This is a genomic window from Bacillus sp. V2I10, from assembly GCF_030817055.1.
Taxonomy (GTDB): Bacteria; Bacillota; Bacilli; order Bacillales; family Bacillaceae; genus Bacillus_P.
In genome coordinates this window covers 4,713,520-4,735,715 of sequence record NZ_JAUSYV010000001.1, presented here as the reverse complement: position 1 = coordinate 4,735,715, position 22,196 = coordinate 4,713,520, and the positions used below count along the sequence as shown (strand labels likewise).

The 22,196-nt window shown below is 38.8% G+C and carries 15 protein-coding genes; all 15 read left to right on the top strand.

Annotation, left to right across the window (positions count from 1 at the left end; genetic code table 11):
- The first annotated feature begins 15 nt into the window (after positions 1-15).
- The 15 genes from QFZ72_RS23965 to QFZ72_RS23895 all read left to right on the top strand — a co-directional run bounded on the left by QFZ72_RS23965 (position 16) and on the right by QFZ72_RS23895 (position 22,195).
- A complete protein-coding gene (locus tag QFZ72_RS23965) occupies positions 16-2,661 on the top strand; it encodes an endo-beta-N-acetylglucosaminidase (RefSeq protein ID WP_307438459.1) in 2,646 nt (881 codons plus the stop codon).
- Positions 2,662-2,805: 144 nt separating this feature from the next.
- Positions 2,806-3,441, top strand: coding sequence for a YesL family protein (locus QFZ72_RS23960; protein WP_307438457.1), 636 nt, complete (start codon positions 2,806-2,808; stop codon positions 3,439-3,441).
- Positions 3,422-6,568: an alpha-mannosidase gene (locus QFZ72_RS23955; protein WP_307438455.1), complete on the top strand. Its 3,147-nt coding sequence runs from the start codon at positions 3,422-3,424 to the stop codon at positions 6,566-6,568. The genes QFZ72_RS23960 and QFZ72_RS23955 overlap by 20 nt, the downstream gene beginning before the upstream one ends.
- A gap of 272 nt (positions 6,569-6,840) precedes the next feature.
- Positions 6,841-8,646: a sensor histidine kinase gene (locus tag QFZ72_RS23950; RefSeq protein WP_307438453.1), complete on the top strand. Its 1,806-nt coding sequence runs from the start codon at positions 6,841-6,843 to the stop codon at positions 8,644-8,646.
- A complete protein-coding gene (locus QFZ72_RS23945; protein WP_307438452.1) occupies positions 8,639-10,171 on the top strand; it encodes a response regulator transcription factor in 1,533 nt (510 codons plus the stop codon). Before QFZ72_RS23950 ends, QFZ72_RS23945 begins: the two co-directional genes overlap by 8 nt.
- Positions 10,172-10,428: 257 nt before the next feature.
- Complete coding sequence (locus QFZ72_RS23940; RefSeq protein WP_223440222.1) at positions 10,429-11,367, top strand: ABC transporter permease; 939 nt, start codon at positions 10,429-10,431, stop codon at positions 11,365-11,367.
- A 136-nt stretch (positions 11,368-11,503) separates the two neighbouring features.
- Positions 11,504-12,358, top strand: coding sequence for a carbohydrate ABC transporter permease (locus QFZ72_RS23935; RefSeq protein WP_307439972.1), 855 nt, complete (start codon positions 11,504-11,506; stop codon positions 12,356-12,358).
- 38 nt (positions 12,359-12,396) lie between these two features.
- Positions 12,397-13,860, top strand: coding sequence for an ABC transporter substrate-binding protein (locus tag QFZ72_RS23930; protein ID WP_307438447.1), 1,464 nt, complete (start codon positions 12,397-12,399; stop codon positions 13,858-13,860).
- A gap of 76 nt (positions 13,861-13,936) precedes the next feature.
- Positions 13,937-15,322 carry a glycoside hydrolase family 1 protein gene (locus QFZ72_RS23925; RefSeq protein WP_307439970.1) on the top strand — a complete coding sequence of 462 codons (1,386 nt, stop codon included), beginning with the start codon at positions 13,937-13,939 and terminating at the stop codon, positions 15,320-15,322.
- Positions 15,323-15,346: 24 nt separating this feature from the next.
- Complete coding sequence (locus QFZ72_RS23920) at positions 15,347-16,243, top strand: ROK family protein (RefSeq protein WP_307438445.1); 897 nt, start codon at positions 15,347-15,349, stop codon at positions 16,241-16,243.
- Between the two features lie 249 nt (positions 16,244-16,492).
- Positions 16,493-17,476, top strand: coding sequence for a Gfo/Idh/MocA family protein (locus QFZ72_RS23915; protein ID WP_307438443.1), 984 nt, complete (start codon positions 16,493-16,495; stop codon positions 17,474-17,476).
- A gap of 19 nt (positions 17,477-17,495) precedes the next feature.
- Entirely contained in the window at positions 17,496-18,518 is a 1,023-nt protein-coding gene (locus QFZ72_RS23910) for a Gfo/Idh/MocA family oxidoreductase (protein WP_307438441.1), read from the top strand.
- Positions 18,519-18,676: 158 nt separating this feature from the next.
- A complete protein-coding gene (locus QFZ72_RS23905; protein WP_307438439.1) occupies positions 18,677-20,185 on the top strand; it encodes a sugar ABC transporter ATP-binding protein in 1,509 nt (502 codons plus the stop codon).
- Between the two features lie 4 nt (positions 20,186-20,189).
- Positions 20,190-21,188 (top strand): ABC transporter permease, encoded by a 999-nt coding sequence (locus tag QFZ72_RS23900; RefSeq protein WP_307438437.1) that lies wholly within the window; start codon positions 20,190-20,192, stop codon positions 21,186-21,188.
- Between the two features lie 47 nt (positions 21,189-21,235).
- Positions 21,236-22,195: a sugar ABC transporter substrate-binding protein gene (locus QFZ72_RS23895; protein ID WP_307438435.1), complete on the top strand. Its 960-nt coding sequence runs from the start codon at positions 21,236-21,238 to the stop codon at positions 22,193-22,195.
- Position 22,196: the final 1 nt, after the last annotated feature.

Genomic DNA, 22,196 nt, shown 5'->3' with positions numbered 1-22,196 from the left:
GAGGGGATGTAAGGCATGGTTCGGTCTAAAAAGGGGTTATGTTCCATTGTTGCTTTTCTAGCTGTTTGTTTTGTGATCTTTATGCCATCCGGCAGCTTTGCAGCACAGCCGGAATCATCTTATTGGTTTCCAGAACAACTCCTTAAATGGAGTCCTGAAAGTGATCCTGATGCTCCATTCAATCGGAGCACAATTCCTTTAGCAGATAGGGAGACGCTTTATAATGTTAACAGCAATGCTCAATCAGAAGCAAAGCTTGTTGCATTATCAGCGTTAAACAAAAACACTAGCGGTGTACCTTCTCAAGGAGGGAAAGAATTCTTTGCCAACACGTTCAGCTATTGGCAGTATGTCGATTTAATGGTGTATTGGGCAGGTTCATCCGGCGAAGGCATCATTGTTCCTCCAAGTGCAGATGTGATTGACTCTTCCCACAAAAATGGTGTTCCGATTTTAGGGAATGTTTTCTTCCCTCCTGCTGTTTATGGAGGGAAAATAGAGTGGTTGAATCAAATGCTTGAGCAACGTGCAGACGGTTCATTTCCTGCAGCAGATAAATTGCTGGAAGCAGCCGAATATTATCGATTTGATGGCTGGTTTATTAACCAGGAAACAGAAGGCGGAAGCCTAGAAACCGCTCAAAAAATGAAAGAGTTTCTCATGTACCTTCAAAAAAATAAAAAAGATGGCATGCACATTATGTGGTATGACTCGATGACAGAGGATGGCAGAATTAACTGGCAGAATGCCTTAACTGATAAAAATAACGCCTTTCTGCAAGATGGAAATAACCGGGTATCCGATAGTATGTTTTTGAACTTCTGGTGGAAAAACCAGGAAGCATCTAACTTAAAAGCTAAGGAAATCGGAAGATCCCCCTATGATTTATATACGGGCATTGACGTAGAAGCAAAAGGAACACAAACAAAAGTTCCATGGAATGGAATTTTCCCGGAAGGAAAAAGTCCAAATACTTCATTAGGAATTTATCGTCCGGATTGGACCTTTAACTCTTCTAAAACAATGAATGAATTTTATCAAAAAGAACAGGATTTCTGGTCTGGCCAAAAAGGGGATCCTTCCAGTACGGATGGAAATGGTGATTGGAAAGGAATGTCTCACTACTTTACAGATAAAACGGCAATTACTCATTTGCCATTTGTGACTAATTTCAATACTGGCAGCGGACAATTTTTTGCCGTAGAAGGAAATATGCTGAGTCATAAATCCTGGAACAACAGAAGTTTGCAGGATATCCTTCCAACTTGGAGATGGCTGATTGAAGGAACACCAATCTCTGTTCAATTTGATTGGAACCAAGCGTATACAGGTGGAAGTTCTCTAAAAGTGTCAGGTGAAATAAAGGGGAATGAATCATCCCATATTAAATTGTACAAGACAAAGCTTCCGGTTGAGAAGGATACGGAACTTTCGATTACCTATAAATCTGCAAAACCAAATATGAAGGTTGGCATTAGTTTCTTAGACAAACCGAATCACTTTGAATTTTTCGATGTGAAAAAAGAAGCCCAAGGAGAATGGGTGACTCAAAAGATTAAACTGAAAAGGTTTAAGGGAAAAGAAATCGCTGCCATCTCACTCAAATTTGACCGACAAGAAGCAATCGATATTAATATTGGTGAGATAAAAGTCACTAACAAAAAAGATGACATAAAAAAAGTTCAACCTGAAAATGTCATGATAAAAGAAACGGAATTCCAAAATGGGATTTATGCAAATGTTTCTCTGACCTGGGAACGAAACAAACAAGCAGATTACTATGAAATTTATCGGGTGTTGCCAAATGGTGATAAAGAATGGCTAGGCGGAACTCCAAACAACCACTTTTATCTCTCTGATTTAAAACGAGAGGGAAAAGAGACGAAGACCGAATTGGAAGTAAAAAGTGTTTATAAAGGAAATCAGCGCAGCAATTCTGCTGAAGATGTATTTGATTGGCCACCCTATCCAATGCCGAAAGCGAATTTCAGTTCAGATAAAACACTGGCAGCACCAGGTGAAGAGATTCAATTTATGAATCAATCATCAGAAGTGACGGAGGAGCTTGAATGGCGTTTTGAAGGAGGATCACCATCCAGCAGCACAGACGCAAAACCTGTTGTTACGTATGAAGCAGAAGGAACTTACTCTGTTACTTTAGTGGCAAAAAATAGTGAAGGGGAAGATATTGTCACTAAGGATGCCTATATTACGATCTCAAAAGAAGCAAATAATGTTACGAATGCAGCATTGAATAAGCAAGCTGCTGCTGATGGTCAATGTGCTTCATCTGAAGGTCCAGGATTTGCAATTGACGGTTCAACATCGAGTAAGTGGTGTGCTCTTGGGGATGCACCTCATTGGTTAAAGGTGGACCTTGGCAAAAATCACGTACTTTCTAAATTCGTCCTTCACCATGCTGGGGCTGGGGGAGAACCAAATGCCTTTAATACAAAAGCTTTTAGAATTGAAGGAAGTACGGATGGTGAAAATTGGTCTGAGGTTGTTAAAGCGGCAGATAACACAGCAGATGTTTCCGAACATAGTATACGATTGACTGAAGCAAGATATGTAAGGCTATGGATTGATCAGCCTACTCAAGGGGGAGACCAGGCAGCTAGAATCTATGAATTTGAAGTTTTTGGTTATCCTGCTCCATAGTCAAGAATTAAGGGGAATCCATCCAGGGTTCCCCTTAAAAGCCGAAGCACCGTGTGACATAGCGGGGGCGGCGCTTTAGATAAACATAAATGAATATCGGGAACTTATATCCTGGTATCCACCGAAAAAGGAGATGACAGTATCATGGGCAAATTTGTCCAGGAAGCAAGTGAGTGGATTTGGAGAATTCTTGTCGCAAACGTGCTATGGATAGGATTTACACTGCTGGGCATTGGAGTGTTTGGTCTTTTTCCATCCACAGTTGCCTTATTTACGGTTACAAGAAAATGGGTACAAAAGGATTTGGATTTTTCTATATGGAAAGTATTTAAAGACACATTTAAAAAAGAATTTATGCCTGCTAACAAATTGGGAATTTTCTTTTTAGGCATAGGATCGTTTTTGTATATTGATTTGAAATTTGCTTTTACCATGCAGGGAACGTGGTCTGTCATCCTCTATTTCTTTTTAATCTTTGTCTCCTTTTTATTTGTGTTAACACTTATTTACTTCTTTCCATTATATGTTCATTATCATTTATCATTTTTTCAATACATCAAACAACCGTTTATTCTCGCAATTCTGAGTCCTAAAACGACTATATTGATGGGAATCGGTCTGTTTTTTATTGGTTATTTGCTTAAGTCGATGCCAGGGCTGTTCCCTTTTATAGCAGGGGTATTTCCGGCGTATTGGATCATGCATGTTTGCTACAAAAGATTTATAGAGGTAAAAGCCGACATTGGAAAGGAGAATACCCTTGTTTTATACGGAAAATAAGCTTGAAGCTAGAATTAAGGAATTGTCAGAATATCGGTACCGGCATAAACAGGAGATATCAACATTCAGTTGTATGCAAGATACTGGGGAGATAGGAGCCTATCCGCCGGATAAAGCATCAGACAAGACAATTGGTATTGGGGACAAATGGAGAGGGCGAGATGTCTATTTATGGCTTCAGACAGATTTAGAGATTCCGGCAGAGTGGAAAGGAAAAAAGGCAGTTGGATTATTTGACTTTGGCCGGACAGGGGGAGGAAATAATTCCGGATTTGAGTCTCTCTTATTTTTAAATCAAAAGCCATTTCAGGGAGTGGATTCTAATCATAAAGAGGTCTTTTTTCCAGAAGAAGCTGCTGGTAAATCGATTCGGCTAGATTTTCGCTTATGGTCAGGACTTGAAGGAGGCGGACCGCAGAAAGAGCAGGAATATACAATTCGAACTGCTGAGATTGCATGGCTTGATGAACAAATAGATGATCTTTATTTCACCTCACAAGCTGTCTATGAAACTATCAAAGAATTAAGAGAAGAGGCGCCTGAAAAGCAGTTATTGTTAACGTCCCTGAACCAGAGCTACAAAGAAATTGATTGGACGGAACCTGGAAGCAGCTGCTTTTATAAGTCTTGTTATCAGGCTCGGGCCATACTTAATGATCGATTGGACCAAATTGAAAAACATCATTCTGTTACGATTCATGCCATCGGCCACACGCATATAGATGTCGCCTGGCTGTGGAGATTAAAGCATACACGAGAAAAGACGGCCCGATCTTTTTCTACAGTTTTAAGATTAATGGAACAATATCCTGATTATGTTTTTTTACAAACTCAGCCGCAGTTATACGAATATTTAAAAACAGATTACCCGGAGATCTATGAACAATTAAAAATGCGGATTAACGAAGGAATGTGGGAAGCTGAAGGGGCCATGTGGCTTGAGGCTGATTGCAATATTCCAAATGGAGAATCTCTAGTCAGACAAATTTTATACGGCAGTAAATTTTTGAAAGAGGAATTTGGGATCACATGTCGTTATTTATGGCTGCCAGATGTTTTCGGGTATAGCTGGGCTTTACCGCAAATCTTAAAAAAATCAGGTATATCCACGTTTATGACCACGAAAATCAGCTGGAATCAGTATAATCGGATGCCGCATGATACCTTCAGGTGGAGAGGGATAGACGGAAGTGAAATCTTGACACATTTTGTAACGACGCCAGAACCATGGAATTCAGATGACTCTTGGTTTTATACCTACAATGGTTTGATTACTGCTAAAACAGTTAACGGAGCTTGGAAATCCTATCGTGATAAAGATATAAATCAAGACTTGCTTCTATCATATGGTTATGGGGACGGCGGCGGCGGAGTCAACCGTGAAATGCTTGAATTTAGGAAAAGATATGACAAGATGCCCGGTTTGCCGCATGTAAAGCCTTCAAAAGCAGGTGATTATTTTACAAGACTTCATGAAAACATCCAAGCAGCAGAAGGCTATGTTCATGATTGGGATGGAGAGCTTTATTTAGAGTATCATCGAGGAACATATACAAGCCAAGCCTATAATAAAAAAATGAATAGAAAGCTAGAGCTTGCCTATAGAGAAACAGAGTGGCTGCAAGTATTGCATGCCCTTCAAAGTGAATGGAGCCACTATCCGAAGAAAGAACTGGACCAGGGCTGGAAGATCATCTTGAGAAATCAATTTCATGATATCATCCCAGGGTCATCTATTAAAGAAGTATATGAAGACTCGAAACTTGAGTATGATGAGGCGTGGAAAAAGCATAAAAAATTCACAGACCATGCAGCAGCTCAATTAACAAGTTCAAACACGGGGAAGCATTACACAGCCTGGAATTCCTCACATTGGCAATGTGTGGAGCTGGTATTCATACCTTTTGATGATGATAATCAAAAGGAAGGGAGCTGGCATGATGACAAGGGCAATGAATTAACGGGACAACAAACAAATGAGGGCTGGCTTGTTAAACTTACTAAAACCCCGTCATTTGGCGGAATAGCGCTAGAATTTAGTCCATCTTCCTTAAAAGAGAAAAAGATAGTAAAAGCACCATTTCAAATGAATCAGAATTCTTTAACTACACCTTTCTACGAAATTGCCTGGAATCATGCTGGCCAATTAACTCGAATATATGATGTGTCTGAAAAGAGAGAGGTGATAGCAGAAGGTTCAAAGGCGAATGTCCTGCAAATTTTTGAAGATAAGCCATTAGCACATGATGCATGGGATATTGATCTCTTTTACCAAGAAAAAATGCAGGAGGTAACAGAACTTATTTCAATAGAATTGATTGAATGTGGTTCTATTCGCACGATTGTACAGTTTATTTGGAGCTATAACCAAACAAAAATCAAACAGCAGATGATTGTTTATGGTCATTCTAAACGAATTGACTTCAAGACGCATATAAATTGGCAAGAACGCCGCAAGCTTCTAAAGGCTGCCTTTCCTGTAGATGTCAGAACGACAGAAGCGACTTATGATATTCAATATGGGAATGTATTGAGGCCGAATCATTGGAACACAAGCTGGGATATGGCCAGATTTGAAAGCGTTGGGCATCAATGGGCAGATTTATCTGAAACAGGATATGGTGTAAGCTTGCTTAATGATTGTAAGTATGGGTACGACATTAAGGGAAATGTTCTTCGTCTGTCTTTATTAAAGGGTGCAATGTACCCTGACCCAACTGCTGACTGTGGAGATCATGAATTCACTTATTCGATCCTTCCTCATAAAGGAGATTGGCGAGAAGGCGGGACAGTTCGTGAAGCTTGGTTTTTGAATAGTCCGCTCCTTGTACAGAAGGGTCAGTTATCGGATTATAGCCAATCATTTATTTCTCTGTCCTCTCAAAACTTGCATATTGATGCCATTAAAAAAGCTGAGGGAAATGACATGGTGATCGTTCGGTTACATGAATTTGAAGGAAGAAGAGGCGAGGTTACTCTTTCCTCTGATTGGAAAATAGAAGAATGGCACGAAGTGAATTTACTGGAAGAGCCCCTGTCAGAGACAAAAAGATGTTCAAGTGTCACATTTAAAATCAAGCCATATGAAATTAAAACCTTTGCTATCCGTTTCACATGCAGCCTATGAAAGCGTTTTATGTTTCTTTATAATAGACGTAGTGCCATTTACGGTACTGCGTCTGTTTTATCTTTAAGGCACTTTTCTATAACTTTGTTGCTTTTCAATCGTATTTAGTATGTTCAATCGTTATTTTAGGGAACGCTTAGAGCGATTTTATTAGAAAAAAGCACGATATCCTAATAATAGACGTGAATATGCCTAACTACGGAAAACAACAATCTTTGCGAACACAGCCATCTTTAAAGAAAGATCGATCAATGATAGAGGGTGTAACTGCTATGCTATTAAAAATAAGAGAATGGCGGAATAAGATTTTCCATCGCATTTTGTTCACATATTCTGTCATTATTTTATTGTGTATGTTTTTGCTGTTTTCGCTTTTATCTCAGTATTATACAGAAGTAGTTGTCCAAAGAGAATTGGATGCAAATACGAGAATACTAGAGAGAGTGGAAACTTATTTTAATCGCAAACATGATTATGTTGACAGTGTTTTTAAGGAACTCTATTTTAAAACAGATCTTATTGAAGATATCTCATTCGCTTTGCAGCACGATTATAATCAATATCTTTCTTATCGGCTTGACCGTTACAGTGAAAGCAGTTCTTTTGTACCGAGTGATCTCGAAACATTCATTGAGAATTACTTTAGTCAAGATTCAGATGTTAATGCGGTCAGCATCAACAGTGATGCTACCCTTAGTGAATATTTGTATATCTTTAATCACTACAGATGGTCGCAGTCAGTTAATCAAGTTAGTGAAATGAATTTAGATAAAGATTTCCTCATATCTGAAAGGAAATCCAGCGGACTTGTAAATGATATCAGTCAACGATCCATTCAAAACAGCTACCATGTCACGAAGAAATTAAATGACCCTGGCACATTAAAAAAACTTGGTGACATATCAATCTATTATAGCTTTGAAGGTTTAGAGAATCTCCTTAATTTACGTCAGCAGCAATTAAAAGGGACAGTTCTTATCTATAATAACTTAGGTGATCTTCTCTATCCCTCAAAGGGAACTTCGATACAAAAGGAAGGAAGTAAGCCTGATTTTCAAACCATTTTAAAAAAGACTAGACTTAAAGGGGAAACCTATTATGTCAACACATTAGCAGATGAACGCTCACAGCTTATGATTGTTGGTCTAATTCCTGAAAAAGAAATCCAAGGCGTTACTCTTGTTCACCGGACCATGCTGCTGATCACGATTTTGTTAACGGCTGTCGCCATTTCGCTTACCTATATTGCTATGCGAAAATACTCAAAACGCATTCAGGTCATCGAACATTCCATGTCTGAGGTACAAAAGGGAAACTTGGATGTGAGGATTCAAGATGTTCATCAAAAAGATGAATTGAGTATGATTTCAACCAGCTTTAATCAAATGGCAGAGGATTTAAATCGCTATATCGATCAAATGTTTATTTCAGAAATCAAACAAAAAGAAGCCGAAATGAAAGCCTTGCAATCTCAAATCAATCCCCATTTTTTATATAATACACTTGAAGCGATTCGTATGAAAGCAATCGCAGATGGGTCAAAAACAACAAGCACGATGATTTATTATTTAGCTCAATTATTCCGCTATTCTTTAAAAGATAGTGAAGCGGTCACCGTACAAGATGAAATAGAGCATGTGAAACAATATCTGCAATTATTTCAGGTGCGCTATCCAGAGCGTTTAAATGTACATTACGATATAGAGGAACAGGTACTAAACTATGAAATTCTTAAATTTATACTTCAGCCCATTGTCGAAAACTATGTCATTCATGGATTAAAAAAGCATGAAAGCACGAATCTTCTATACATTGGAGTTCATAGGAAGCAAACTCAATTAATCATCATGATTCGCGATAATGGGATAGGAATCGCACCTGATCGATTAGCTGACATTCAAAAGCGGTTAAAAGAAGAACATGATACATTTGAATCGATTGGATTATCCAACGTCCTGCAAAGGATAAGGCTGAGATTTGGAGATGAGTACGGATTAATCATCGACAGCGCAGTCGATGCAGGAGCAGAAGTCCAGATATCAATGCCAATAATAGGAGGAAATGAGCAGGATGTATAACGTTTTTCTTGTTGATGATGAACCATTTATTATTGAAGGAATGAAATCAATTATTAATTGGGAAGATATCGGGCTTCAAATAATCGGGCATGCCTATGACGGAGAAGAGGCTCTAAAAACACTTCAAACAAAGGAATGCAACATTCTTCTTACGGATATCATGATGCCTCAAATGAACGGTTTAGAATTGATCACAGCCTTAAAAGTCATAAAGCCTCATATGAAATATATTGTGCTGTCAGGCTACCAAGAATTTGAGTATGTTAAAAAGGGCATTTCACTTGGAATTGAAAACTATCTATTAAAACCGATTGATGAAGAAGAGCTGGCTGCAACATTACGTAATACAATCGAAAAGCTTCAGCAATTACAGCACGAGGATGAAGACTACTATGTGCTAAGAGACAATGCAATCTGGAGATGGTTAAACAGGGATATCAGCCACCAGGAATTAAAAAAACGTTTGGACATTTACGATCTTCATCTTCATGATTCAACGCTCGTATTTGCCATTGTCCAGCTGGAACTTGCAGCTCACCATAGGGGAGAACGATCAGGGATTCGTAAATGGATTGAAGAATGTTTGGGATGTCTATGTGTGCTAAATCCAGAGGAAGAGATGATATTAATTTGGTTAAGCAAACGGCCTGATGAGGTTGAAAGAGATTTACATCATTTACAAATGAATCTTGATCAAAAGCAGGAGGTTCACGATTATTTCATCGCTCTTGGAAAGGAAAATTGTTCATCAGATGATATTTTTCTAAGTTTTTATCGAACCAGGGATCTCCTGAAATATAGATTTGTCATTTCTGAGGGCACAAAGTTAATTCTTGAAAAGGACGCAGAAAAGTTCTCCGAGACCACAGAAATGATTCGGACATTTAACTTTCAGGAACTTTTGAAACAAGTGTTGACGGGGAATCACTGTGAAGTAGAGAAATGGATACATTCTGCTTTCGATCATTTTTCTGAACGGATATCTTTGGATACCTCACAATTAGCTAAAAGCTTTTCCATCGAATTAATGTCCACCATTCGCAGTTCACTCGATTTGCCAAATGATTTAATTAAGCTTGCAAAAGAGACATCAAGTGTTCTTCAAGCGGATACAATCACTGAATTACGAAATGTGGTGATCGCATTTTTAAAAAATCTTATGGAGCAAATAAAAAATCGAAATGACCAAATGAGCCCGATTATCCATAGTGTTCTTCAATATATTCAGACCTCATACCATGAAGAGCTCTCCCTGAAAACGTTAAGTCAAAAGTTTCATGTAAACACCATTTATTTAGGGCAGCTCTTTCAAAAAGAAGTCGGAAGTGTTTTCTCTGATTATATTAATCAGCTGAGAATTGAGAAAGCAAAGATGATGTTAAAGGAATCCCATTTGAAATCGGGGGAAATTGGAAAAAAGGTAGGGTATTCAGACTCCACTTACTTTTATAAGCAATTTAAAAAAAGCATGGGTGTAACTCCAACAGAATGGAGAGCACTGCATAGTTATGAGAGCCAGTCTTAAATGGGCTGGCTTTTTTTGTTTGGTTTGGACACAAACAGATTTGAATGTGACTAAATGGATACATGAAAGCTCCTCCGAGGTCACTTTAAAGACAAAACCGGACTTCTTGGCTCTATGCAGCTTGCCCTAGGGTTTAACAAGGTGTTTTCACTTTTCGAAGGAATCCTAAATTAGTCCATCAAATCTAAAAATTGTTAACTTTTATCCAGAAGCGTTCAAATTTACAATAAGAATAGGAGAAGAAAGGGAGGGCCTCTATGAAATGGATCAAGAATTTCTTTGTTAATGTGTACAAAAATCGTGTGTGGCTCCTCATGGTTTTGCCAGGGACGATTTGGTTTTTATTTTTCTCTTATTTACCGATGTTTGGAACAGTTATTGCTTTTAAGAATTTTCGCTACGATGCAGAAGGATTTTTGGCAAGTGTATTAAATAGCGAATGGGTTGGATTTCAGAACTTTGAATTTTTGTTCAGTACAAATGATGCCTTCGTAATTACTAGAAACACAATCTTATATAACGCAGTCTTCATTATTTTAGGATTAATCCTTTCTGTTTTTATTGCGATTGTGCTGAGTGAATTAGCGAATAAAAAACTTGCAAAAGTGTATCAGACCGGAATGTTATTTCCTCATTTTTTATCATGGGTTGTTATTAGTTATTTTGTTTTTACATTTTTAAGTGTAGATAGAGGATTGTTGAACAAAATTTTTGAGTGGTTTGGATTGGAAGCGGTTTCTTGGTATAGCGAAACGGAATATTGGCCTTTCATTCTTATCTTTATGTCAATGTGGAAAGGTGTAGGGTACGGAAGCATCGTCTATCTGGCAGCGATTGTTGGGATTGATCGAACATATTTTGAAGCTGCAATGATTGACGGGGCCAATAAGTGGCAGCAAATTCGCCATGTGACGATGCCGATGATTACACCGCTTATTGTCATTTTGACTATTTTAAACGTCGGGAAAATTTTCAACTCTGACTTTGGTTTGTTTTTTCAAGTGCCGAGAGATTCCGGTGCATTATATCCCGTTACAAATGTAATTGATACCTATGTCTATCGAGGATTAACGACTATGGGTGAAATAAGCATGAGCACGGCTGCAGGACTCTATCAATCGGTCGTTGGCTTTATCCTGGTTATGCTGACGAATTATCTTGTTAAGAAGATTGATAAGGAGTATGCCTTATTTTAATAAGAAAGGAGACAAAAGTGTGGGACCAGCAAATACTCAAGTAAAAGATCCGGCTGTAAAGATTGACGTACAGAAAAAAAAGAAGCGGCAAAGAAAATATAACCCGCATGAATTAAATGGCTTCCCAAATCTAATCATGAATGTGATCTTAGGCGGATTTGCCATGGTATGTGTGTTTCCTTTTATATATGTTATTATGATTTCTTTAACGGATGAAAAAACGCTTGCCGCTAATGGGTTCCAAATTATTCCGGAAAAATGGAGTCCCGCTGCCTATCAATATTTATGGGCTATGAAAGATCAATTGTTTCAATCCTATTTCATTACGATACTCGTTACAGTTTTAGGTACATTAATAAGTGTGATGACGATCTCTTTTTATGCTTACGCAATCTCAAGAAAACAGTTTTTGTATCGCAAATTTTTCACGTTTTTAGCTTTCTTTACAATGTTATTTGGCGGAGGGTTAGTTCCTTTTTATATCGTGGCCACTCAGGTTCTGCAATTGAAAAATACGATATGGGCTCTTATTCTGCCGCTTGTTGTAAACGCTTTCTACATTTTGATTATGCGAACTTTTTTCATCAGATCGGTACCTGAATCTGTATTAGAATCAGCACGCATTGACGGCGCAAGTGAATGGAGAATCTTTTTTCAAATCGTTTTGCCATTATCCTTGCCTGGTATTGCAACCATCGCATTATTCAGTACACTTGGTTACTGGAATGATTGGTTTAATGCCTTGTTATTTATTGATAATCCAACCCTGGTTCCATTGCAATCTCTTTTAATGAAGGTTGAGGGCAACTTGGAATTCATTCGCCAGAATGCATTAACAAATGGTCAGCAAGCCGGAATATTAACCACCATTCCGCAAGATGCAGCAAAAATGGCGATGGTAGTCATTTCAACCTTACCGATTGCGATTACTTATCCATTTTTCCAAAAATATTTTGTTAGCGGGCTGACAATCGGCAGTGTAAAAGAATGATTAGTTAAAAAGAAAACAAACAATAAGGGGGAAAAAGCATGCAAAAGAAATGGGTATCGATTTTTATGGCTGTGATTAGTTTAACCTTGATTTTATCAGGATGCATGGGGGGAGCTAAGGAGAGCAATTCAACTGAAAATGGGGAACTAAAACCGTATGAACTAACGTGGTATATGATCGGAACACCTCAAAAAGATGCCGATAAAGTCATGGAAAAAGTAAATGAATACACGAAAGAAAAAATAAATACTAAAATCAACCTGAAAATGATCGACTGGGGTGACTATGATAAAAAAATGCAAGTCGTGATTGCCTCGGGTGAGCCGTTTGATATTGCATTTACAAGTTCATGGGCAGCAAACTATGTGTTAAATGCCCGAAAAGGTGCTTTTGTTGAATTAGATAAATTACTGGATTCAGAAGGAAAAGAATTAAAAGAAGCATTAGACCCTGCCTTTTTAGAAGGGGCAAAAATTGACGGGAAATTGTATGCCGTTCCGGCTAATAAAGAAGTAGGACAGCAAAGTGTTTATGTTTTTAACAAGAGATTAGTTGAAAAACACAACCTGGACATTAAGAAAGTTGAGTCACTTGAAGACTTAGAGCCATTATTAAAAACCATTAAAGAAAATGAACCTGATTTCACCCCGATTTCTACGTTTAATCCATACCTGCCGTTTGATTATATTTTAGATGATAAAATGCCGTTTGCTGTTCATCTGGATACATTGGATCACAAAATTGTGAATGTGTATGAAACACCAGAGATGGAGCAAGCATTAAAAACGATGCACAGCTTCTATAAAGCCGGATATATTAAGTCAGATGCTGCAACCAGCAATGATCCTTGGCCGCTTGAAGTAGAAAACTGGTTCGTTCGTAAAGAAATGTATCAGCCATATGCTGAGCTTACATGGGCCCGTACTTCAGGATATGATTTAGCCGTTCAGCCAATTCATGAGCCGATCACTTTTAATGGTTCAGTTACGGGTTCGATGCAGGCTATCTCTGTGACATCAAAAAATCCGGAACGTGCGATGATGTTCTTAAATTTATTAAATACAGATCCATATTTACGGACTTTATTGGATAAAGGTATTGAAGATGTTCATTATGAAAAAGGAGAGAATGATAAAATTAAAGATTTACAAGCACGTATTGATAACTTTAATATGCCAAGCTTTGCCATTGGAAATCAATTTATCCTGCCTTTATATGACAATGATCCAGATGATAAGTGGGATGCCTTTGAGAAATTCAATAATGAATCTATACCTGCTCCAACGCTTGGGTTCTATTTTGATCCTAATCCAGTCCGTACGGAAATCGCTGCTATCTCTAATGTCTCAAGTGAGTTTTCAAAACCGCTCATGACAGGTTCAGTAGACCCGGAAGAGTACTTGCCAAAAGCAAACAAAAAGTTTAAAGAAGCTGGACTTGATAAAGTCATGGCTGAAATTCAAAAGCAATATGATGCTTGGAGAAAAACACAAGGTAAATAATCATACATGACACCAAGCTGGATTAAGCGGCTTGGTGTCCTTTTTAAGGAAGGGGTTTAAAAACTTGGAAAAACAAATGAATTATCTTTTTCCCAACGATTTTTGGTGGGGGTCTGCATCATCTGCAACACAAATGGAAGGACATGCAGAAGGAGACGGCAAAGGTCAAAATATTTGGGATTATTGGTTTGAGACAGAGCCGCACCGTTTTCATAATGGAGCAGGACCCAATCATACTTCAAAGTTTTATGAGAAATACAAAGAAGATATTCAATTAATGAAAGAAGCAGGACATAATAGCTTCCGATTTTCCATCTCATGGTCAAGGCTGTTTCCGGACGGAGAGGGAGAAGTAAATCAGCAAGCCATTCATTTCTATGAAGATGTCATTAATGAATTAATGATCCATAACATCGAACCTTTCATCAATCTCTATCATTTTGATATGCCGCTTGCTCTGCAAAAAAGGGGAGGATGGGAAAGCCGTGAGGTAGTTGATGCTTATGTGGAGTATGCCAGCACCTGCTTTAACCTTTTTGGTGATCGCGTGAAAAAGTGGTTTACCCATAACGAACCGATTGTGCCTGTCGAAGGCGGTTACTTATACGGATTTCATTACCCTGCTATTTGTGACTTTAAAAAAGCCGTACAAGTAGGTTTTCATACGATTTTAGCTAGTGCAAAAGCTATTGAAGCCTATCATGACAGCAGGAAAGACGGAAAGATCGGAATCATATTGAACTTGACGCCTTCCTATCCGCGCAGTCAGCATCCAGAAGATGTCAAAGCCGCTAGAATGGCGGACCTATTCTTTAACCGATCGTTTTTAGACCCTAGTGTAAAAGGAAAGTTTCCTGAAGAACTAGTTGCTCTTTTGAAAAAGGAAAACTTCCTGCCTGAAATGAAAGAGAAGGATTTAGAAACCATTCAACAAAACACTGTTGATTTATTGGGGATTAATTATTATCAGCCACGGAGAATAAAAGCAAAGGAAAACCTCCCGAACCTTCAGGCACCATTTTTACCGGAAAGATACTTTGATTATTACGAAATGCCTGGAAGGAAGATGAATCCTTATCGCGGATGGGAAATCTATGAGAAAGGCATCTATGATATTTTGATGAATGTCAAACAGGACTATGGAAACATTGAATGCTTTATTTCTGAAAATGGCATGGGTGTGGAAAATGAGGAGCGTTTCAGAGATGAAACAGGCAAGATTATTGACGATTACCGAATTGAGTTTATGCAAGCGCACCTTAAATGGATTCACCAAGCATTGAAAGAAGGCGTAAATGTCAAAGGATATCACCTCTGGACCTTTATGGATAATTGGTCTTGGCTGAATGCCTATAAAAATCGATATGGGCTTGTCTCTGTTCATTTAGATGATCATTATAAAAGATCAATAAAGAAAAGCGGTCAGTGGTTTGCTCAGCTTTCAAAAAATAATGGATTTTGAAATTTAGAAAGCGGAGGGAGATAGTTGGAACTAACAGCGGTATTTGATATTGGAGGAACATCTGTTAAATCAGCCGTCATGAATAGTGATGGGAATGTAATTGAATCAAACGTGCATCAAACACCACCACAAGGGAACAATGAAATTTTCACCATGCTTATTGATCAAACGGAAGAATATAAACAAAAATATCCTATTAAAGGGATCGCACTCAGCGTTCCTGGAGCTGTTGATGTTCACACAGGAAACGTCTTTTTTGCTGGGGCGGTAACTGATTTACAGAACAAAAGGGTTAAGGAAGAACTTAAAAGTTTGAAACTGCCTATAGAATTAGAAAATGATGCCAATTGTGCGGCGCTTGCAGAAAAATGGAAAGGTAACGCAATCGCTAACAATCATTTTGTCGTCTTAACAGTTGGAACTGGGATTGGCGGTTCTATTTTTATCAACAATGAGTTATATAGGGGAAGACAAGGTATGGCTGGAGAATTTGGTTTAATGTGTCTGCAAATAACGGAAAATCTTCCTTTACTAATGGAAACAGCTACACTTAGCAGATTAGGCTCTACCTGGAATCTGATCGACCGTGTGAATAATCGGCTTCATCAAGCTTATACAGGAGAAGAGATATTTGACCTTTATCAGAAAAAAAATCAAGTGATAACCGAAGAAGTGGAAGCATTTTTCACAGCCCTTGCAGTTGGGACTGTCAACATCATTCATTCTTTAGCTCCAGAAAAAATTCTATTTGGAGGAGGCGTAAGCTCACAGGAAGCTTTCATTTCTTTATTGAAGGATAAGATTGGACTGATACGGCCTGAAGCATTGGAACTAACGAATATCGATCATTGCCGGTACTTCAATCAATCAGGCTTGCTGGGTGCTTTATATCATTATCATAAACAAAGAAATATTGTATAGATCAAAGAGAAAAAGAGAGATATAACAATCTCTCTCTTTTTTTATGCTAGATAGTCTGTTTTATGGTGGTGGAATAGAAGCAGGTATTATTGGAAATTTGCAGAAAAAGGGGAAGAATATGCTAGATTTTGAAAATAGTAATTGAATAAAAAAAAAGAGTAAGCTAAAATGAATAGAGAAAGCGCTTACCTATTTTCTATCTTTAAATTTCTGAATATTTAGTTATTAAAATTGTCAGGAGTGATCAAAATGGCTAAAATCCGCTGGGGAATCATTAGTGCTGCAAATATTGCCTACAACGAACTAGTTCCGGCATTGCGGCGTTCAGACCGAGCAGATATAAGAGCTGTTGCATCTAAAAGCTTTGAAAAAGCGAAACGTTTTGAAACACCTATCATTTATGAACAATATGAACAGCTGCTTGATGATCCATCTATTGAAGCCGTTTACATTCCACTGCCAAATTCACTTCATGCCGAATGGGCGGTAAAGGCAATAGAAAAAGGAAAACATGTGCTTCTTGAAAAGCCAGCAGCGTTAACGGAAGCCGAAATGGAAGCTGTGAAGACAGCAGCAAAAGAAAATAACGCAGTCTTTATGGAAGCATTTATGTACCAATTTCACTGTCAGCACAAGCGAGTAAAGGAATTGCTCGGATCCGGCCTCATCGGGGAATACCGCCATGTGAAAGCCCATTTTTCCTGGATGCTTGAAGATGAAGAAGACATTCGCTTAAATCGCGAATTAGGCGGAGGCGCTATGCGTGATGTCGGATGTTACGGTTTGCATGCAGTCACACAAATTGTCGGTTTTAATCCTGTTCAACTTTCAATGAGCGGAAAAATTCACAACGGTGTAGATACAACGTCGACTTGCGTATTGATAGATAAATATAATCGGACAGCTGAAGTATCAGCTTCTATGGAACTTCCGTTTATTAATCGCTATGAAATCATTGGTCCTAAGGGCTCCATTTTAGTTGACTCCTCGTTTCGTCCAGATGTATCAGCTGATGGATACGGGAAAGTAACTGTGAGAGACGAAAATGGCAATGTGATTCTTTTTGAAAGGTTTAAAGACGATCAATATTTAAATCAGGTTGACCATTTTCATGACTGTATCCTTGAGGGGAAAAAAACGGTTTACAATGAGGAACATTCCCTTTTGATGGCCCGTTATCTTGAAAAAAGCTATCAATCACTTCACAGCAAGTCTGTGTTAACAGACGTTTAATAAAAGGAGATTAAATACTATGACAAAAAAAATTCGATCGGCTGTATTTGGATTAGGAAGGCTTGGATATTGGCATGCAGTAAACGTGGCTAAAATTCGAAACGCGGAACTTGTGGCTGTATGCGATATGAACATTGAGACGGCCAAACGGGTTGCAGAAGAACTTGAGGCGCCGGTTTTTACGGCAAATCCTGATGATATTTTTCAAGATGATACAATTGAAGCCGTAATCATTGCCTCTCCAACGAGCACTCATTTTGATTTATTGAAAAGAGCATCAGAATCAGGTAAAGCTATTTTTGTTGAAAAACCGCTGACAATTGATTTAAAAGAAGCAAATGAAATTAAAGCCATGATAGAAAAAAACAATTCAATCTGCCAGGTTGGTTTTATGCGCCGATTTGACCCTGCTTATGATGCAGCAAAAAAACGAATTGATGCAGGTGATATCGGTGAGCCGATATACTTCCGCGGAATTTCCCGTGATCCCCATGCGCCTCATGAGGCATTCATCAAGCATAGCGGCGGGATGTTTGTAGATGTGTCCATCCATGATTATGATATTGCCCGTTATTTGATGAAGTCTGAGGTCACTTCTGTTAGCGCTCAAGGCCGTGTTTTGAAATATCCTTTTTTGGAAAAGTATGGGGATGTAGATCAATCCCTTACTTATATAGATTTTGCTTCTGGTGCTGCAGGAGATGCAGAAGCAAGCCGGAACGCTTATTATGGCTACGATATACGGGCAGAGGTCATAGGGACAGAAGGCTCGATTTTTATTGGAAATCTTCGGGAGCATAACATTCAGATATTAACTAAAGCGGGTAACACGCACGATATATTACCGGATTTTCCATCTCGTTTTACGGATGCCTACAATTTGGAACTCTCAGACTTTTTCCGGGTTGTAACTGAGAACGGAACACCGCGTGTCACAGTAGACGATGGCGTAAAGGCACTCGAAATTGCTTTGGCAGCACGGGAATCCTATCAGACTGGTCAAAAGTTTGAGCTTTCGCAACTAGCAGTGAGTGTTAAGTAGAGTTGAAGAATTATATTTATTTGAAGGAGCATTGTTTTTTGAAAAAAAATAATATTCAAAAAAATGTTGAAATTAAGATATAAAGACATTATACTTCATGTTAGGAAAGCGCTTTCTTAAATTCATAAAATGATGGAATGAATAGAAAGGGGTCGTACATGGTTACTCATGCAGGAAGCCTCCTCGAAATAAAAGGAATTAAAAAGAGCTTTGGTCAAAACCATGTTTTAAAAGGGATTGATTTAGATGTAATAGCCGGTGAAGTTCATGTTTTACTTGGTGAAAACGGTGCAGGTAAATCGACTCTCATAAAAATTTTAACAGGCGCTTACGAAAAGGATGACGGAGAAATTTATTGGGAAGGTAAGCGGGTCGAACTTAATACACCTGTTGAGGCTATGAATCTAGGCATTGCTACCATTTATCAAGAATTAAATGTCATTCCCGAATTAAAGGTTTATGAAAATATTTTCCTTGGAAGAGAATTAAAGCGTGCCGGGAAGTTGTCACTTCTTAACCAAAAAGAAATGCGCAAGGAAGCAGAACGCTGTTTGGAGATGCTAGGCCAGAGCCCTGCACTAGCAGATAAGCAGCTTGGGGAGCTCGGAATTGGGCAGCAACAACTTGTTGAAATTGCGAAAGCGCTTGCCCTGGATGCTAAATTGATTATAATGGACGAGCCAACATCCAGCCTTAGTGGAACAGAAGTAGAACAGTTATATAACTGTGTTGAACAGCTTACGGAAAAAGGAATCGCGATTGTATTCATTTCCCACCGACTGGAAGAAATCAGAAGGATGGGCGATCGGTTAACCATTCTTCGAGACGGATTTAAAATAGATACACTGCAGGTTAAGACAACCGAAACGGATTACTGGATTGAGCTAATGGTTGGCCGTGCGCTTGATGAAAAGTATCCTAAGCAATCGTTTACGCTTGGAGACGAAGGATTTCGGGTGGAAAACATAATGGTAGCTGGAACTTCAGAACCAGTTGGATTTTCCATCCGTTATGGTGAAATTGTCGGCATTTCCGGACTAGTCGGCGCAGGCCGTACAGAACTGGCACGAGCCATTTTCAGCGCAGATTCACATGAAGGCGGAAAAGTCTTCATAAATGGTGAGGAAGTTCGAATTAAGTCACCTCGAGATGCAATTGATGCTGGCATTGCCTTTATTACAGAGGACAGGAAAAGTGAAGGTCTCTTGCTTGATCAGCCGCTCGATTTCAACATTGCTATGGCTAATATGAAAAAATTCACAAATAAATCCAGATTAGTTGATTTAAAAGGTATCCGTGAAGAAGCAAAAAATTATATTAAAGAATTGAAGGTGCGCCCTGATAACATTGACCTTCATGCCCGAAATTTAAGTGGAGGCAATCAGCAAAAGGTTGTTATTGCCAAATGGCTATGCACACAAGCAAAGGTATATATCTTTGATGAACCGACAAGAGGCATTGACGTTGGTGCAAAAGTTGAAGTATACCGCTTAATGAATCAGTTAGTTGAAAGCGGTGCCATTGTGTTGGTGATATCTTCAGACCTTCCAGAAATTCTTGGTATGTGCGATCGAGTCCTAGTGATGAGTGAAGGGAAAATAACCGCTGACCTGGAGATAGAAGAGGCTTCTCAAGAGAGAATTATGAAAGCGGCAACAGGAGGTTAATATAATGAGTGAAGCAGTTTTGAAAAAAACAGACAATGATACACCAAAACAAAGCAGGACGCTAAAGAGTTACTTAAGTAAATTTGGACCGCTTATCGGTCTTGTCCTTTTAACTACAGTGCTCACATTTTTATCGGACAAGTTTTTAACATTGAATAATATAATGAACATTGCCCGACAATCTTCTATCAATGCCATACTTGCAATGGGGATGCTTCTTCCAATATTAACAGCAGGTATTGACTTGTCTGTTGGATCCATTCTTGCAGTTTCCATTATGGTTATGGGAATTGTCTCAGTTAACATGGGCTTAAGTCCAATCCTGGGTATTATTGTATGTCTTGCCGTCGGTGCTGGATTTGGTTTAATAAATGGGTTGTTATTAACAAAATTACGTTTGCCGCATCCGTTTATTTCTACACTTGGTACTATGAACATCGCACGTGGGATTGCGCTAATTTTAACTGCTGCAGCTCCGATTGCTGGTTTCCCATATTTAATTCAATTTATAGGACGTGAATTTGTGGGTCCTATTCCAGTTAGTTTCCTTCTTGTTATAGTTGTATATATCATCTTTCATATTTTCCTAACGAGAACACAGACAGGGCGTTATATTTACGCCATTGGCGGCAACAAGGAAGCTGCTCGTCTGTCAGGTATTAATGTCGATCGCGTGTTAATTATTGTGTATACAATCAGTGGTTTAATGGCGGGGCTTGCAGGTCTTGTAACGGTTGGCCGAGTTAACTCTGCTTTTCCTCTTGCTGGACTTTCATACGAACTTGACGCAATTGCGGCAGTTATTATTGGCGGCGCCAGCTTCATGGGAGGTGTTGGGACTGTTTGGGGTACATTAATCGGAGCAATGATTATCGCTGTCCTGCGTAATGGCCTAAACCTTTTAAACGTTCCTGCTGATTTCCAAATGGCAGTAATCGGATTTGTTATTATCGCCGCCGTATATGTAGACGTTCTTCGTCAGCGCAATAGTAAGAAAGGGTAAACTTCTTCTTTGGTTAAGCGCTTTACTTTTAAAAAGGGGGAAATGAGATGAAAAAACTTAAATTGATTGGAACGGTATTGGCAGTATCATGTATAGCATTTGCTGCAGGCTGCAGCGGTGCAGATAAAGAAGCAAGCGGCAACGGGGAGGAAAGCGTTGCAGTCGTATTAAAAACGTTATCAAGCCCTTACTGGAAATATGTAGAGGCAGGAGCTAAAGCTGCCGGGAAAGATCTTGGCGTAGATGTAAAGGTAGTTGGGCCATCTGCTGAATCGGAAGTGATCCAGCAAGTAAATATGCTCGAAGATCAAATAAGTCAGTCACCTGGTGCTATTGTAGTCGCTCCATCTCAGCCAGAAACAGTTGTTCCAGTATTAGAAACTGCATCTCAATCGGATTTACCAGTTCTTCTAATAGATTCAGATGCCGAGTTTGCAGGAAAAACAAGCTTTATTGGTACAGAAAACCATACAGCAGGTATAGAAGGCGGAAAATTGCTCGCTTCTATGCTTCAAAAGGGAGATAAAGTGGTACTAATTTCAGGAGCGCTCGGTAATCCTGCTACAGATGCCCGAATTAAAGGTGCGAAAGAAGCACTTGAAGAAGCAGGTCTAGAAGTTGTCGCTGAACAGCCTGGAGATAGTGATAAAACAAAAGCTATGTCTGTTATGGAAAATATTCTTCAGAAAAATGGGGATGTAAAAGGTGTTTTTGCAGCAAATGATGATATGGCACTAGGTGTATTACGTGCAGTCGAAACAAAAGGAGACGATATTAAAGTAATCGGTACAGATGGAACAAAAGAAGCTGTTGAATCTATTTTAGATGGCAAGCTTGCTGGTACAATTGCACAAAGTCCTTACAACATGGGCTATCAAGGTGTCGAAAACGCATTGAAAGCAATTAATGGGGAAAAGGTCAAAGAGCGTATAGACAGCGGAATAGACATCATTACAAATGAAAACGCAGAAGAAAAATTAGAATTTTTAAAGAGTATTTCTAAATAAG

Bases quoted from the DNA above. Each gene is read 5' to 3' on its own strand.
- QFZ72_RS23965 (WP_307438459.1), top strand. From the start codon at position 16: ATGGTTCGGTCTAAAAAGGGGTTATGTTCCATTGTTGCTTTTCTAGCT.
- QFZ72_RS23960 (WP_307438457.1), top strand. From the start codon at position 2,806: ATGGGCAAATTTGTCCAGGAAGCAAGTGAGTGGATTTGGAGAATTCTT.
- QFZ72_RS23950 (WP_307438453.1), top strand. From the start codon at position 6,841: ATGCTATTAAAAATAAGAGAATGGCGGAATAAGATTTTCCATCGCATT.
- QFZ72_RS23945 (WP_307438452.1), top strand. From the start codon at position 8,639: ATGTATAACGTTTTTCTTGTTGATGATGAACCATTTATTATTGAAGGA.
- QFZ72_RS23940 (WP_223440222.1), top strand. From the start codon at position 10,429: ATGAAATGGATCAAGAATTTCTTTGTTAATGTGTACAAAAATCGTGTG.
- QFZ72_RS23935 (WP_307439972.1), top strand. From the start codon at position 11,504: ATGAATGTGATCTTAGGCGGATTTGCCATGGTATGTGTGTTTCCTTTT.
- QFZ72_RS23930 (WP_307438447.1), top strand. From the start codon at position 12,397: ATGCAAAAGAAATGGGTATCGATTTTTATGGCTGTGATTAGTTTAACC.
- QFZ72_RS23925 (WP_307439970.1), top strand. From the start codon at position 13,937: ATGAATTATCTTTTTCCCAACGATTTTTGGTGGGGGTCTGCATCATCT.
- QFZ72_RS23915 (WP_307438443.1), top strand. From the start codon at position 16,493: ATGGCTAAAATCCGCTGGGGAATCATTAGTGCTGCAAATATTGCCTAC.
- QFZ72_RS23910 (WP_307438441.1), top strand. From the start codon at position 17,496: ATGACAAAAAAAATTCGATCGGCTGTATTTGGATTAGGAAGGCTTGGA.
- QFZ72_RS23905 (WP_307438439.1), top strand. From the start codon at position 18,677: ATGGTTACTCATGCAGGAAGCCTCCTCGAAATAAAAGGAATTAAAAAG.
- QFZ72_RS23900 (WP_307438437.1), top strand. From the start codon at position 20,190: ATGAGTGAAGCAGTTTTGAAAAAAACAGACAATGATACACCAAAACAA.
- QFZ72_RS23895 (WP_307438435.1), top strand. From the start codon at position 21,236: ATGAAAAAACTTAAATTGATTGGAACGGTATTGGCAGTATCATGTATA.